The organism is Kitasatospora sp. NPDC033851, assembly GCF_055576085.1.
The window spans coordinates 41,435-55,110 of the sequence record NZ_JBVIRL010000040.1; the positions used below are offsets into that span (position 1 = coordinate 41,435).

The 13,676-nt window shown below is 71.3% G+C and carries 14 protein-coding genes and 1 pseudogene; 8 read left to right on the plus strand and 7 right to left on the minus strand.

All coding sequences use genetic code 11. From position 1 onward, the window contains the following. The 4 genes from ACZ51D_RS39870 to ACZ51D_RS39885 all read right to left on the minus strand — a co-directional run bounded on the left by ACZ51D_RS39870 (position 1) and on the right by ACZ51D_RS39885 (position 5,715). Positions 1-1,848 (minus strand): phage tail sheath C-terminal domain-containing protein, encoded by a 1,848-nt coding sequence (locus ACZ51D_RS39870; RefSeq protein ID WP_465665148.1) that lies wholly within the window; start codon positions 1,846-1,848, stop codon positions 1-3. A gap of 187 nt (positions 1,849-2,035) precedes the next feature. After that, complete coding sequence (locus ACZ51D_RS39875) at positions 2,036-2,488, minus strand: hypothetical protein (RefSeq protein WP_465626036.1); 453 nt, start codon at positions 2,486-2,488, stop codon at positions 2,036-2,038. A 19-nt stretch (positions 2,489-2,507) separates the two neighbouring features. Next, a complete protein-coding gene (locus ACZ51D_RS39880) occupies positions 2,508-4,247 on the minus strand; it encodes a peptidoglycan-binding protein (RefSeq protein ID WP_465626034.1) in 1,740 nt (579 codons plus the stop codon). Between the two features lie 946 nt (positions 4,248-5,193). Next, positions 5,194-5,715 carry a hypothetical protein gene (locus ACZ51D_RS39885; protein WP_465665150.1) on the minus strand — a complete coding sequence of 174 codons (522 nt, stop codon included), beginning with the start codon at positions 5,713-5,715 and terminating at the stop codon, positions 5,194-5,196. On the opposite strand from ACZ51D_RS39885, the gene ACZ51D_RS39890 reads away from it, so the two are divergent. From ACZ51D_RS39890 to ACZ51D_RS39910, 5 genes are all read left to right on the plus strand, one after another. Next, on the plus strand, positions 5,701-6,141 hold the full coding sequence (locus ACZ51D_RS39890) for a hypothetical protein (RefSeq protein WP_465665152.1): 441 nt from the start codon (positions 5,701-5,703) through the stop codon (positions 6,139-6,141). The two genes, ACZ51D_RS39885 and ACZ51D_RS39890, sit on opposite strands and share 15 nt — an antisense overlap. A 127-nt stretch (positions 6,142-6,268) precedes the next feature. Further along, complete coding sequence (locus ACZ51D_RS39895; protein WP_465626028.1) at positions 6,269-6,550, plus strand: hypothetical protein; 282 nt, start codon at positions 6,269-6,271, stop codon at positions 6,548-6,550. Continuing rightward, positions 6,504-7,031 (plus strand): DUF6879 family protein, encoded by a 528-nt coding sequence (locus tag ACZ51D_RS39900; protein WP_465626027.1) that lies wholly within the window; start codon positions 6,504-6,506, stop codon positions 7,029-7,031. Before ACZ51D_RS39895 ends, ACZ51D_RS39900 begins: the two co-directional genes overlap by 47 nt. A gap of 40 nt (positions 7,032-7,071) precedes the next feature. Continuing rightward, on the plus strand, positions 7,072-7,920 hold the full coding sequence (locus tag ACZ51D_RS39905; protein ID WP_465626026.1) for a helix-turn-helix domain-containing protein: 849 nt from the start codon (positions 7,072-7,074) through the stop codon (positions 7,918-7,920). Between the two features lie 153 nt (positions 7,921-8,073). Next, a complete protein-coding gene (locus ACZ51D_RS39910) occupies positions 8,074-8,223 on the plus strand; it encodes a hypothetical protein (RefSeq protein WP_465626024.1) in 150 nt (49 codons plus the stop codon). Positions 8,224-9,193: 970 nt separating this feature from the next. On the opposite strand, the gene ACZ51D_RS39915 is transcribed toward ACZ51D_RS39910, so the two are convergent. Beyond that, the gene (locus tag ACZ51D_RS39915; RefSeq protein ID WP_465665154.1) at positions 9,194-9,379 is read right to left on the minus strand and encodes a hypothetical protein; all 186 of its coding nucleotides are present in this window, start codon (positions 9,377-9,379) and stop codon (positions 9,194-9,196) included. A 23-nt stretch (positions 9,380-9,402) separates the two neighbouring features. On the opposite strand from ACZ51D_RS39915, the gene ACZ51D_RS39920 reads away from it, so the two are divergent. The 3 genes from ACZ51D_RS39920 to ACZ51D_RS39930 all read left to right on the plus strand — a co-directional run bounded on the left by ACZ51D_RS39920 (position 9,403) and on the right by ACZ51D_RS39930 (position 12,113). Continuing rightward, the gene (locus ACZ51D_RS39920; RefSeq protein ID WP_465665156.1) at positions 9,403-10,740 is read left to right on the plus strand and encodes a restriction endonuclease fold toxin-2 domain-containing protein; all 1,338 of its coding nucleotides are present in this window, start codon (positions 9,403-9,405) and stop codon (positions 10,738-10,740) included. Position 10,741: 1 nt separating this feature from the next. Next, positions 10,742-11,131, plus strand: a complete 390-nt coding sequence (locus ACZ51D_RS39925) for a hypothetical protein (protein WP_465626020.1) — start codon at positions 10,742-10,744, stop codon at positions 11,129-11,131. Positions 11,132-11,615: 484 nt separating this feature from the next. Beyond that, positions 11,616-12,113 carry a hypothetical protein gene (locus tag ACZ51D_RS39930; protein ID WP_465665158.1) on the plus strand — a complete coding sequence of 166 codons (498 nt, stop codon included), beginning with the start codon at positions 11,616-11,618 and terminating at the stop codon, positions 12,111-12,113. Here the strand turns inward: ACZ51D_RS39930 and ACZ51D_RS39935 are convergent. Together ACZ51D_RS39935 and ACZ51D_RS39940 are read right to left on the minus strand one after the other, a co-directional pair. After that, on the minus strand, positions 12,071-12,922 hold the full coding sequence (locus ACZ51D_RS39935; protein WP_465665160.1) for a phosphotransferase family protein: 852 nt from the start codon (positions 12,920-12,922) through the stop codon (positions 12,071-12,073). The genes ACZ51D_RS39930 and ACZ51D_RS39935 overlap by 43 nt on opposite strands. A 392-nt stretch (positions 12,923-13,314) precedes the next feature. After that, positions 13,315-13,676, minus strand: a pseudogene (locus ACZ51D_RS39940) (hypothetical protein); the annotation flags it as partial.

Sequence of the window (13,676 nt, forward strand, 5' to 3'; positions counted from 1 at the left end):
CTAAACCTCGAATTGTCCGGCGAGCTGCTCGATCTTGACGATCACGAATTCCGCGGGCTTGAGGGGCGCGAACCCGACCACGACGTTCACCACACCGCGATTGATGTCGTCCTGCGTGGTGGTGTCCTTGTCGCACTTGACGAAATAGGCCGAGCGCGCCGACGTGCCCTGGAACGCGCCCTGCTGGAACAGCGAGTGCAGGAACGCGCCCACGTTCAGCCGGATCTGCGCCCACAGCCGCTCGTCGTTGGGCTCGAACACGACCCATTTGGTACCGCGGTAGAGGCTCTCCTCCAGCATCAGCGCCAGCCGCCGCACCGGGACGTACTTCCACTGCGAGCTGAGCGCGTCGGCGCCCGCCATGGTCCGCGCGCCCCACGCCACCGGGCCCACCACCGGGAACGTCCGCAGGCAGTTCACCGCGAGCGGGTTCAGCAGGCCGTTCTCCCGGTCCGTCAGCGGGACGGTCAGCGCGCGCACCCCGGGCAGCCCGGCCTCGGTGCCGGCGGGGGCCTTCCACACCCCCCGCTGGCCGTCGGTGCGCGCCATCACGCCGGCGATGGTGCCCGACGGCGGGAAGCTGCGCAGCCGGCCGGTGAGCGGGTCGACCAGCTCCAGGTGCGGGAAGTACAGCGCGGCGTGGTCGTTGCGCACCGAGTCGAAGGCGGACAGGCCCGCCCGGGCGGCGTCCAGTGTCGTCCACGCCTGCGGCGAGTCGACGATCAGGAACATCCGCTGCTCCGCGCAGAGTGCCTGGGCGGCCGAGACGACCGTGACGGCGTCGTCCACGCTGGCGTAGCCGGCCAGTTCCGGCAGCACCAGCAGGTTGACGTCCGGCACGTCGCGCAGGGCCTGGATGCCGGTCTTGCCGGCCTCGCTGCCGATCAGGTCCGTCATGCCGGGGGCTCCGCCGTCCTGGCCGCCGGCGAGGGCGAGGACCGGCGGGTTGACCGAGCCCTCCAGCCCGAGGTTGTTGGCGGCCTCACCGAGGAAGCGCACCACGTCGGCCGGGTCGGTGGAGCCGGCGACGACCTGGAGCTGCCGCCCGAACACGCTCACCCGGGTGCCCGCGAAGGCCCGCTTGCCCGGGGCGTCGGGCAGGGCCCGCAGCTTGCGCTCCAGCAGCAGGGCGAGTTCGGGGACGGTGGTGGGCGCGGTGCCGTCCGCGGCGGGGTCGTAGATCTTGACGGTCCGCGAGACGTCGGCGATCTTCACCTGGATCTCGTGGGTGAGGTCCGGCAGGGCGGCCGCGAAGGGCTTGGAGACGGTGCCCACCGGGTCCGGTCGGCTCTCCGCCAGCACCTTGACCCGGACGACACCCGAGCCGCTGTTCACCACCGTCTCGGCGAACCGGGGGCTGGCGGCCCGGACCGACAGGTCCGCGAAGGACTCCCGGACGGCGCCGGAGGTGTCGAAGACCTGGAGGTTGAAGGTCTCGTCCGGGGTCGGCGTCCGGTAGTCCACGGCGACCCGCAGCCCCCCGCCCCAGAGCCCCGGCTCGACGGCCGTGACCTCCAGGGCCGGGGTGGCGGTGGAGGTCTGCGTCGAGTTGAGCGTGACGCCCGCGGCGGCGCCGGTGCCGGCCGCCGCGACCCGGACCACGATCCCGACCGAGCCCCCGTTGAGGAAGAACTGCTGGACGGCGTAGCTGACCGGGCTCTGACTCGCGAGTCCGCCGAAGCGGCGTTCGAAGTCCGCGAAACTGGTGATGGTGACCGGCTGGTTGAGCGGGCCGCGCCGGGTGGCCCCGACGAAGGCGGTCACCGAGGTGCTCACCGCGGTGATGGTACGGACGCCGCTGGGAAGCTCTTCGATGTAGACGCCCGGGTAGGTCGGTGTCGTCGGCAATTCCCCCTCCATTCACTTCGTGCATCAAGAGGCCGGTAAATGGGGTCCGGATGCATTGGTGGCAGGGTCAGTTTCGGGTTCAGGTGACAATTCGTCAAGACCTGAACGGGAAATGCTTGTTGTATTACTGGGCCTTTTCGGGGGTTGCGGAATTGGGTATTCCGCAACCCCCCTGTGCCGGTGCCCGTCAGCCGCCTTCGGGCAGGTTCCGGTAGTCGGGTCGGGCCGGCGTGGGGTCCGGCGGCGTGGCTGCGGGTGCGGGTGCGGGTGCGGGTGCCGGCGCGGGCTCCGGAGACGGCTCCGGCGCGGGCGTAGGCGTGGGTGCAGGTGTGGCCGGCGCGGGCGTGGGTGCGGCGGGCGTAGGTGCAGGTGCGGCCGGCGTGGGCGTGGGCGTGGGCGCGGGGGCCGGCGGCTGGTAGGACGGCGGCCGTGCGGCCCCCAGGAACCAGCCCCAGCTCGCGCCGAACCGGTGCTCCAGGAACCGGAACGCGGCGTAGTAGACCGTGCCGAAGCCGGTGACCAGGGCGGAGGTGACGGAGGCGTTGTCCAGGTGGATGCCGAGCCGTGCGGCCTGCACCAGGAGGAACGCGACGATGTAGGGCACGCACGTGCGCCACAGGGACAGGGCGAGTTGGTACATCTGTCCTCCTCGGCCGACGTCAGCCGACGACGGTGAAGCCGTGCGCCTGGCCGAGCCGGGTCAGCGAGTTGATGCCGGGTATGCCGTCCGCCTGCTGCCCGCTGTACCCGTACCGGCGCTGCAGCGCGGAGTAGGCGGCGATGGTCTGGGTGCCGAACGAGCCGTCGGCCCACTTCCGGTCGAGCAGCTCCTCGGTGACGAGGGCCCGCTCCACCGTGTACACGTCGTCGGCGTGCGTGGTGGCGCCCTGGGGCGCGTCCGGGTCCTGGCGGGCCGCCGCGACCACCCGCGACTTCGACACCTCGGCCAGCAGGATCGGCCCGCCGAGCAGCCGGCGCAGCGAGGACTCGCCGGGCACGCCGTCCGCGTCCCCGCCGGAGTAGCCCAGACTGCGCTGGTAGTCGGCGTAGTTGAGGGTGTCGGCGTCGGTCCAGTCCGGTCCCGGGCCCTGGCCGTAGTGCGAGCCGAAGCCCGCCGCCACCAGCGCCTCGCCGACGACGGTGACCTGCGGACCGTGCGCGCCGTAGCCGTACGACAGGCCGCCGACGTCCTTCCGGTACCGGGCCGGGGTCGGGTCCGGTACCGGGTCCGGCTGGGGCGCGGGCTGTTGCGGCGGGGTGACCACCGTGCCGGAGGGGCGCGGCGCACCCGACGTCACCCAGGCGTACAGCGCCGGGCCGGGGCAGTCGGTGGAGTAGCCGTCCTGGTGCCCCTTGATCTCCGGGCCCGCCGGGCCCTGCTGCTCGCAGTACTCGATCGCGTCCCGCAGCCCGTTGAGCTGTTCCGGGGTGGGCACGGTCGAGCCGGAGGAGCCGACCAGCCCGCACACCGCGTAGTGCGCCTCGTTGAGCGGGACGTCGCCGTTGGCGCTGTTGCGCCGGTTCAGCCCGCGGCCCTCGAACACGTGGCCGTGCTCGCAGACCACGAAGCTGTAGCCGATGTCCGACCAGCCGTCGTCGTCCATGTGCGAGGCCTGGAGGCGCCGCACGTAGGCCGGGCAGGTGTCGTGGCTGTCGAAGGTGTACGCCGTGCCGAGGTAGTGCACCTTCACTCCGGCGCGCGGACCGGCGTACGGGATCGAACCATTGGGCTCGCGCCAGGGTCGCGCGCCCCACTGGTCCCGGTCCACCAGCCGCAGCCCCGGCCAGCCGGGCGACTGCGGCTCCGGGGTCGGCGCGGGTGGCTCGGGGTCCGGGGCCCGGCCGGCGCCGGCCCACGCCCGCAGTTCGTCCAGCGAGCCGTTGAACACGTCCGCGTCGAGCGGGTCGTCGCTGTACTGGTGGAAGCGCCAGGACGCCTGGATGCGCGGCGAACCCGCGGACACGTAGTCCGCTATCCACAGGAAGTCACCGGCGTTGTCGTCCGTCCGGAACCAGTAGTCCCGGTTGGTGTAGAGCCCGACCAGGCGGTCCGGGTAACGCTGCTTGACCGCCGCCAGCCACCGGTTCTTCGCCTCGGTCGCGTCGCCGTCGCCGACCGACTGTCCGTACGGCTCGAAGTCCAGCACCAGCAGCTCGCCCGCGGGCACCTGCCCCACGACCCGGCAGAAGTGCTCCACCTCACCCTCGACCGGGTTCTCCGCGTGCAGGAAGTGGTAGTGCCCGACCACCAGCCCGCGCCCCCGGGCGTCCGCGAGCTTGTCGGCGTACCCCGACTGGCCGGTGTGGCCGCCTTCGGTGGCCTTGATGAAGACGAACTCCGCGTCCCCCGGAATGCCCGACTGGAAGTCGGAGACGTCATAACCCTTCGCGTATGCCATCAGGATGCTCCCCCTTTGCGCCGATGGCAGCCACGGCCGACCGGCCCCAGCCCCCGGGGCCCCCGACGCCGGCCAGGGCGCCATGTTCACTCCACAGTACAACTGACTTAACGTCAACTCCCGTGATTTGAAGGTGTTCTGTTGGTTCTGCGTGCCTCCTGCGGCGGCCTGTGCCGTAGGCCTGTGCCACTGGCACATCCACCGGACGACACGCCGCGGCGAGGGTGTTCGGGGTCCTGTCCGGTGGCCAGGGGGCCATGGTCCGGCCCGCCGGGGCGGCGCCCCGGCCTCGACCGCTGCGGCCTCACCGTCATCTGTGAAGTCCGCACCCCGTGGCTGGACGACCCGGCCGGTCCCGACCGGGGTTCGTCGTCGGTCAGGCGTCGAGCGCGCCCAGGGTGTCCCAGAACAGGTGCTCGTAGGACTGGAGCAGCAGCCCGTACTCGCGCGCGGCGGCCAGGGTCGGCTCGTCCAGCGGGTCCGGTCCGAGCGCGTCGGCGGCCTGCTGCTCCAGCTCGGTCGCGGGCTGGGCGAAGAAGTCGAAGAACGCGCAGGCCTCGTCGGAGAAGCCGTAGTGGCGGCGCAGCGACTGCCCGATGGTGGCGCAGTAGCCTCCCCAGAGCGCGTAGTCAGGCGCCTACCTCTGGATGCGGGCGCGCTCCGTTTGAAGGAGCGCGCCGCGGAGAGACCGTACGAGTGGCGAGCGTCGTCGCTCACAGACTGGCCGACCTGGTCGTAGCGGACTACCGCTACGACCAGCTGGCCGCTGCCTCCCACGCTGTCGACGCGACCGCGTACCCGTCGTTGCCACTGCTTCGCTGGAAGAACGGGAAGGCCGCGCGGCCCAGGTGCGGGCAGTCGCAGGTCGCCGTGGGCTTCAGGACGTCCTGGACCGGCGTCCGGGCCGGGGGTTTGACGGCCGCCTGGCGGCGGTGCCGCCTGTGGGTCAGGCCCCCAGGAAGCAGACCGCGTAGACGTAGAGCGTCTGGTTTCCGGTGCCGGTGTTCCTGGCGATCGCTGACCACCCGCCGTCGCCGCTCCCCGGGGTCACGGGAAATTCCACGACACTGGAAGCCTTGATGTCCCAGGAGGAGTCGGGCTCCGTGGAAAAGCCACCGCCCGTGACCACCGTCCCCGCCGGGCACCTCACGGCTGCCTCGACGAGTTCTCCAGGCCCGCCGGTGGCATTCGAGTTCACGACCTGGCGGCCGGTCAGGCCGTCGTTGCCGGACGGCGTGGTGCCTGTGGCGGAAGCGGACTGACTGCAGCCGACGTTCTGGGTGCCGGTCGAGGTGTTGCCCTGGCCCACCTGTCCCGAGGGGAAGCACGCGAGGGTGATGGAAGGCGTGTTGAGCAGGCCGAGGCCGAGCAGTCCTCCGTCGCCCTGGGCGTGGGCGGGGGTACCGCCCAGGAGAGCGGCTACGGCGACGGCGGCGCACAGGGCGCTGAAGCGTTGTCGGCAGCTCAAGGTGGCCACGGCGAGGCGGCGCTGACGCTGGTCTCCGCCATACTCGATCAAATCGTCCGCAAGTATGCCGAGCGCCTCGAGAGTAACTATGCAAGCTCGATGCCGCCGAACAAGGGGAGGCGCGGTCCTGGACTGGTCCTGCTGTCGACATGGCAGGCCGCGAAGCCCACGCCCAAGACCTTCCGCAGCTGGCAGTTCATCGAGTGGCTGATCATCGCGGGCATGCAGTACGTGTTCGCCCCGAGCGACGAGGCTCCCAGCCACTACAACCGTCACAGGGTCGCTCACCTGTTGGACGGGGGGGCTCTGAATGAGTCGTACGTCGTGCCAGCCCTGCTTGTGGCCCAGGGCATCCTCCGGCACTGGGAGGATGTGCTGTCCGTGGAGGAGAGCGAAGACGAGGAAACCGATCTGGCCGACTCGTAGCCGGATCCACAGATGGTCCCGTGGGCCCGCCCGGGTCTCCTGCTTCCGCGCGCCCTTGACGGGCTGTCAGTGGAGGGGAACGGTGAAGGCGCAAGGATCCGCAACGGGCTTGGCAGGAGGAGCGGTCATGGCACTACGGTTCAGGGGCATCGATCCGGACACGCCCAACGGTGGTTCTCCGACCGTGTGGTTGGAGGACGAGAAGGCGGAGATCGTCATTCAGGGCTGGCTGCCCGAGATGGAGATGTACCGCGTGATCAGCGAGACCGAGTGGGTGGAGGGCCACGCCACCGGCGTCCCGGACCACGAGGGCGTCGTCCGGATCCCGGTCCGGATGATCCCGTTCCTGCGAAAGGTGTGCGATGAAGCCGAGCGTGCCGGACTTTGGCGCCCTGCTGAGGAGTGCTGAGCGTTCCGCGTGCCACCTGGAGATGCGCGACTCCTACATGGACGACCCGGTGTTCGCCGACTGGCGCGCCGGCCTGCCGGTCGAGCGGCCCGAGGCGTACGACCTGCCCGAGGAGTACACGCAGTGGGCGGCCTTGGTGCGGGAGACGGTCGGCCGCGGGGTGGTGATGCGCCGGGCCCGGATCGTCTCGGAGCCGGTGACCGCCTACATCCGGTGGGAGCACGCGATCACCGAGCGGCACAACGTCGCGCTGGGCGAGCAGGTCCGTTGGCTGCCCCGGTCGAAGGCCTCGGACCTTGCGCTGCCGGGTAACGACCTGTGGCTGGTGGACGAGCGCCTGGTGCTTTTCCACTGGTTCACCGGTGACGGCGAGTGGGCCGGCCACGAGGTCACCGAGGACCCCGCGGTGGTGAAGATGGTGACGGGCGCCTTCGAAGCGGTGTGGGAACGGGCCGTCCCGCACGCCCGGTACACCGTCTGACCGACACCGTCCATCACCACCCCGCCGGGCAGCCAGCACCATGTCGTCGTCCCCGTCGTCCAGCGTCATCGAGGCCCGCAAGGCGCTCGCCGGCCGCCTGGTCGGCCTGCGCAAGGACGCAGGCCTGACCGGCGCCGAGCTGTCGGCCCGCTGCGGGTGGCACCCGGCGAAGACCTCCCGGATCCAGAGCGGCAAGTCCGCCCCCTCCGAGGACGACCTGCGCGCCTGGTGCACCGCCTGCGCCGTCGGCGACCAGGCCCCGGACCTGATCGCCGCCGCCCGCGCGGTCGACTCGATGTACACCGAGTGGCGCCGCATGGAGCGCACCGGGCTGCGCGCCGCCCAGGAGTCCGTCGCCGCCCTCTACCGCCGCACCCACCACTTCCGCGTCTACGCCAGCCGCGTCATGCCCGGCATGGTGCAGACCCCCGAGTACACCACCGCCGTCCTGCGCTCGATCCAGCGCGCCCGCGTCGAGGTCGACGACGTCACCGACGCCGTGGAGGCCCGGCTGGAACGCCAGCGGATGCTGTTCTCCGGCCGGCACCGCTTCGGCCTGCTCATCGAGGAGTGGGTGCTGCGCGCGGCGGTGTGCGACCCGGAGACGATGGCGGGCCAGCTCGGGCACCTGCTCGCGGCCTCGGCCAGCCCGTTCGTCAGCGTCGGCATCATCCCCACAGGACCCGGGCGGCCGCACCTGCCGGTCGAGGACTTTTACATGTTCGACGAGGCCGAGGTGGCGGTCGAGCTGACCTCCGGCTATCTGCGGATCACCCAGCCTCGCGAGATCGCCGACTACGCGCGTACCTTCAACGGCCTGGCGTCCACCGCGGTCCGCGGGGCGCGAGCCCGTCAGCTGATCACCGCCGCCATCACCGCTCTCGGGTGAAGAGGCGCAAGATGGCACAACCTGATTGAGGGCCAGCCCCGTTACTTCTTACCGTCGTTGATGCCGCCCAGCGCGGGGAACCGACCGAACCCCGTCGGCACCGTGGACGCCCCGGGCGGCGCCCAATCCCCCCGCACGCGCTGGAGTACCGCCATGCCCGCGAGCAGACCGCATCTGAGACACCCCGGCGGCGACCTGGTGGTGACGGTCGACGGCAGGACGGTGGTCCACATCGCCAACCACAGCGTCGCCTACCGCCGAGCCTGGCTGTTCCGCGAGCTGCGCAGCCGGGCCGCGCGGTGAACAGCGCCGACTTCGTCCCTCCGGAGAAGCGCCGGCGGGGCCTGACCATCCGCACCTACCGCCTCGGCCCTGACGGTACCCGGTCCCACGACACCGGCCAGGTCACCCTCGACCCCGACGACGTGAGCCCCGACGCCCACCATCCGTCAGCCACCTGGCCGATCTGCGAGTGCCACATCCATGGAGGAGACCGTGCTCACTCAGGTTGACGGCCTCCTCGGCCAGCGCGGCATGAGCTCGCCCATCGAGTGGTCGACGCCCGGCGCGGCGCGCGGCCGAGCTCGTGGCCTGCCTGCCGTAGGACGGCGGGCAGGGTGACCAAGTCGATCAGCCCGGTCACCTCCGGGCGCACGCTCTCCACGTCGAGCAGCACCACCTCGCCTTCCGGGCGCCGGCGCAGGTTCTCGGGCTTGAGGTCGAGGTGGGCCCAGCCGCACCAGGTCGGGGCTGTAGGCGTCCGCGTGCGCGGCCAGCACCACCAGCGGCGTCGACAAGTGGGGTCTGGGGGGACCGGTACCGCGGCGACGCGGACAAGCTGACCGGAGGGGACGAGGTGCCCGGTGACCGCCGCCGTGGAGACCCTGCCGCGCCCCGAGGCTGCCGACCACGCGCGAGCGCTGCTGCCCTACGAACCGCAGTCCGCTGGCGCGGCCCGCCGCCTGCTGCGCGCCACCCTTCCGGGTGGGGGCTGGACGACTTGGTCGAGCCCGGTGAACTCATCGTCAGCGAGCTGGTCGACAATGCCGCGAGCCCCAGCGGCTCCTGCTCGCGATGACGCGGACCGGCGAGGACATGCCCCTGATTCCATGCCCAAGTACATGAGGCTGAGGATCATCTACCCCTCCACGTGGATAGGCTGAGGGTCGGGGGAGGTAGAGGTGGCAGACACAGCATCAGGGGGAGAGTTCTCGGTCGATCCGGACGTGGTGTTCCGGGCATCACTGAGCTTTCTCGGATCGAAGGACTTCGTCTACAACATCGCTTCCGGGGTGGCGGGCGATCTGGTGTCATCGGCGGGGATGGCCGGCGACGACACCATCGCCCACAGCTTCGCCCAGAAGTACGAGCCGGCGGCCAAAAGCGTGGTCAAGGCCATCGGGACTGCCGGGCAGGGCATGGCAACGATCTCCAGCCGACTGCTGACGATGGCCGCCAACTACCTGGCGGTCCAGGAGTTCGGTGGCCGCAGCATTCACCGGGAAGATCAACACATCGTCGCCGCTGGCCAAGGGCGCCCAGCAGTGCGACGAAAGCGAGGCGCACACCACTCTGCCGATGGTCACCGGCTCGAAAGAAGTCCACGAGATCCCAGTGATCGGAAAGTTCTGGCCCCAGGGAGACCCGAAGCGCCTGCGCAGCGCGGCCCAGGTGTGGGCGGAGTGCGCGTCGGTGATCGATACGGCCCAGCGCAACGCCGGCCAGCATGCCGCGGGTGTGATGGCGAAGTGCACCGGGGCGGCGTTCGAGGGCTTCAAGTCGCACGTCGCCACGGTGTACGACGCGTGCCCGCCGGGAGGTACGGCGGTGTCGGCCTCACAGCCGCTGATGGTGAACATCTCGGCGGCGTGCCGGGAGCTGCAGGCGATCTGCGAGCAGTACGCGCAGGCGATCGAGGCCTGCCAGGACAAGCTGATCGAGCTCGGGGTCGCCGCGGGCGTCATCACCGCGGCCGGACTGATCTTCACTTTCTTCACCTTCGGCGGGTCGGACGCAGCCGCCGCTGCCGCGGACGCGGCCCTGGCGGCGGACGCCGCGCTCGCGGCCGAGGCACTCGCCGCTGCGGAGGCGGAGCTGGCCGCAGCGACAGCCGTGGCGGAGGCTGAAGCGATCGTGTCGTCTCTGGCCTCACGTCTGGTCGTGCTCGCCGGGACGGCCGCGGCGGCGACCGCGGTGGCGGGTGTTGATTCGGCGAGTGCGGCGACTGCGCCCGACCCAGCCGGGCAGCAGCCGGGCGGGGCGCCTGGCGCAGCTGGGCAGAGCCCGTTCGCCAACCCCCTGGTGGGTCCGGTTCCCCCACCCAAGCCGCCGGCATACCCGCTGTACGACGCGGCGCAGCAGATGGCGGCGAAGACATGGATTGAGGGGCTGCCCGAACGTCCGCCGAACTACGGCACGGCGGAGGACCGGGCATACCAGGTGTACGCAGCGGGCAAGCCTGAGCGAAACGCCAAGAGCGCTGACGGGACCGAGAGTGTCTGGGCGGACGGCTTCCGGCCGGCCGACGGCGCGTTCATCGATGCCAAGAACGTCCGCAAAAAGGGTTGCAGCCCGCGGTCACTGAAGGGCATCCAGGAGGACGACTTCCGTACCGGGTGGATGCTGGAGGGGGACGACGACGAGATCAGGCGTTACAAGCTCGCCATCGACAACCCGGCCAATCACGCCCAGTATCTGGAGATCGATACCCCTGACGACGCGACGGTCGGCTACTGGCAGTACCTGGCCGCCAAGAACCACGTGAAGAGCAACGTACGTGTCGTTACGATGCCCCCGCCGCCTCCAACCCAAGAAGGCTGATTTGGACACCATCCACCTCGGCGCCGCGCCGGGGACTGCCTGGGCTCTGTCGCCGCTGGACGCCGAAGACCACCTTCGTGCCCGCTTCCCGGACCTGCAGGCCGGGCAGGAGCACTCGCCGTCCACCGGCAAGAACTACGTCTCTTTCTATGTCGAGCTCGACGGCGAGAGCCGGCACGGGGCGTACTTCGAGCGCGGCCACTTGGTGTTGCGGGATGGTGACGCGGACATCTGGGCAGATACGGCAGCCTGGTTCCTCGGCCTCCTGCCCGCTGACGCAAGAACGGTGGCCATGATCGAATCGAATCCTGACAGCCTGCGAACCATCCCGCCGGGCGCTGACGCCTCAGACCTTCGCGAGATCCTCCAGTCGCTCTTCGACGTCGAGTAGCCGGCATATTCGAGGTCCATCCGTACGACACACGCCCGCACGACGGCGGGCCTGTCCTGCCGTCAGCCAGGCGTCATGCCCAGGGCCTTCGTCGGCGTCGGGCCCAGCCGCCAGCGCCCCTGCGCCGGGCCGGAAACGGCCTCCGGGGCCGCCGGGACGGCCGTCCCACCGCGCCCGTCCCGCGTCGCTGCCGGGCTGTCTGCTGTTCGTCCGCGCTGTCCCGGGGACCGGTCCACAGCGGGCGCCGCTGATGTTCTGTCACCGCCCCAGCATTCCGGGGCCCGGCCCGCGCCGTCGCCTCCGGCGGACTGCCTGCCCCGGCCGGGCCGGTTGTGGTAGGCAGGGCAGTCGAGCAGCGAGGAGGCCTTCATGACGACCACCACGGCCGAGGGGCCGCCCACCGGAGACGCCGCCCAGCTATGGCGGGTGGGCATCGACACGGTGTACGTCCCCCACACGACGTCTGGCCGGCCTGGTGGAGCAGGTGAAGCTGCTCCACCGGCGGCACGGGCTCGACCTCGACGAGGAGGTCCCCTACGAGACGAAGCTGTACACCACGCTCCACCAGGCCGAGCAGGCCGCCGACGGCGAAGGCTTCACCCCCGGTGAGGGTGCACCGGCCACCGTCCGCGAGGCCGCGTTCCTGACCACCGACTCGTTCCGGCTCCGGCTGGTGTTCAACGCGCTCACCACGCCGAACGTCTTCCTCGCCGGGAACGCGGTCGCCTTCCGGCGGCACACCGCCCGGGCGGAGTGCACCGCCGCCCGCCTCGCCCACACCCTCCACGGCGCACGGAAGGTGACGGTTGGCCAGGCCGCCGAGGCCCTGCTGCACGCCCCGGACGGCCGCACCGGCAAGGACTACCTCGGCTACCTGCACCCCGCGCACCTGTATGCGGTCCTGGCCCGGGGCTTCGCCGACCTGGCCGCCCGCGGCTCCTACAGGGCCACCGCGGCGGGGGAGTTCCAGCCCGCGCGGTGAGCGATCCACTCGCGACCCGCGGCGGCGGCCCGGGCCCGGTAGGCGCCGAGCGCGCCGCCGGGCCCGGTGCGCTGCTGCCACGCCCAGAACCCGGTGATGGCGACCGCGAACGCCGTCACCCCCTCCGCCGGGGCCTCCCGCCAGGCCGGCACCGCCTCGGCGAGCAGCCGCTCGGCACCGGCGGCAGTGTGACCGGCCAGGACCAGCTGCGGCAGCAGGAACGCGGCGTCGACCCAGGTGGCGCCGCGCGCGAACCACGACCAGTCGATCACCCTCACCCGACCGCGCGCGAGCAGCATGTTGTCGCCGCGCAGGTCGCAGTGCAGCAGGGTGTCGCCTTCGGTCGCCTGGCCCAGCGCGGCCGGATCGTCGAGCTCGGCAAGCTCGGCGGCGTGCTCCAGGTCCCAGCCGTCCATGCCGTCGCGGACCAGGCGCTCCCAGTGGCCAGCCAAGGTGTCGGCGAGTACGGAGAACGTCCCGGCCTCCTCGGCCGGACACGGGGTCAGCAGCTCACCGAGCTCCGCCACCGCGGCGAGCACCGCGCCGAGCTGCGACGATCCGGGCGCGAGATCGGGATCCGTGCCGTCGACATCCTCGAACCCGAGGACCAGCCAGCCCCCGGTTTCCACCGTCCACAACAGCGCAGGGGCGACCCTAGAGGGAAGGTGTGCTCCGACGGCGGCCTCCGCCCGGTACATCGTCGCGGCCCTGTCCGCTGTCGGAACGCCCTTGATGAACACCTGGGTGCCGTCGGCGAGCCGCAGGCGCGCGGCGATGCCCGGAGTGAACCCGCCCGACGGGTAGTCCACGCGCATCACCCGGGCCCGTGAACGCTCCTCGACAGACGTACGGACAGCGGGCGGCAGATCGTCCCAACCGGGACGGCCGGCAGGCGGAGTGGACACCATGACGGCCTCCGGGGTCGACGGGTGGGCCGACCGTACCGCGCGCACCGCCGTGATCGCCGCGAATTCTGGGCCGGCGACGGCCCGCACGGGCGCCGTCAACCCTGACCGTCACCACCACCGCCACCGACCCGCGTGAACGCATGGCTTGTATCGCCCCGGCCCGGTCCGTGGTACGCACCGTCGCCACCGGCTGGGGCGTCACCGGCAGCACGCTGGACGGGGCCCTGCCCGGCTGCAGGCTCGGCTGTGCTGGAGCCGGACGGGCCGAACCGGTCGACCTACGGGATGTGCGATCAGGACGCAGAGCGCAGCCGCTTGCCCGGAGTGGCCTTCTCCACGGCCTTCTGGAGTTCGTCGCGGCTCATCGTTGAGCGGCGGGCGATGTCGAGGTCGGTGGCGCGCTGGTAGAGCTCGGCTTTGGTGAGTTGGGACAGTTGCTGCTTACCGGTTGCGCTGGTGCGCTTGGTCGTGGTCTTCGCGGCGGCAGTCTTGGTGGAGGTGCTCTTCTTGCCGCCGGTCTGCTTGGGGGATCCGCTGGCACGGGCGGCCTGGGTCCGGCGGGTGGACTTCTTCGGGCCCTCGGTCGTCTCGCCCTTGCGGGCGGTCTCGAGGCTGCGGCGCAGCATGTCCATGAGGTCGACGACGTTGGTGGCCT

Coding starts and splice junctions, on each gene's coding strand:
- ACZ51D_RS39875 (WP_465626036.1), bottom strand. CDS start 2,488: ATGTACCAACTCGCCCTGTCCCTGTGGCGCACGTGCGTGCCCTACATC.
- ACZ51D_RS39880 (WP_465626034.1), bottom strand. CDS start 4,247: ATGGCATACGCGAAGGGTTATGACGTCTCCGACTTCCAGTCGGGCATT.
- ACZ51D_RS39895 (WP_465626028.1), top strand. CDS start 6,269: ATGGCACTACGGTTCAGGGGCATCGATCCGGACACGCCCAACGGTGGT.
- ACZ51D_RS39900 (WP_465626027.1), top strand. CDS start 6,504: ATGAAGCCGAGCGTGCCGGACTTTGGCGCCCTGCTGAGGAGTGCTGAG.
- ACZ51D_RS39905 (WP_465626026.1), top strand. CDS start 7,072: ATGTCGTCGTCCCCGTCGTCCAGCGTCATCGAGGCCCGCAAGGCGCTC.
- ACZ51D_RS39910 (WP_465626024.1), top strand. CDS start 8,074: ATGCCCGCGAGCAGACCGCATCTGAGACACCCCGGCGGCGACCTGGTG.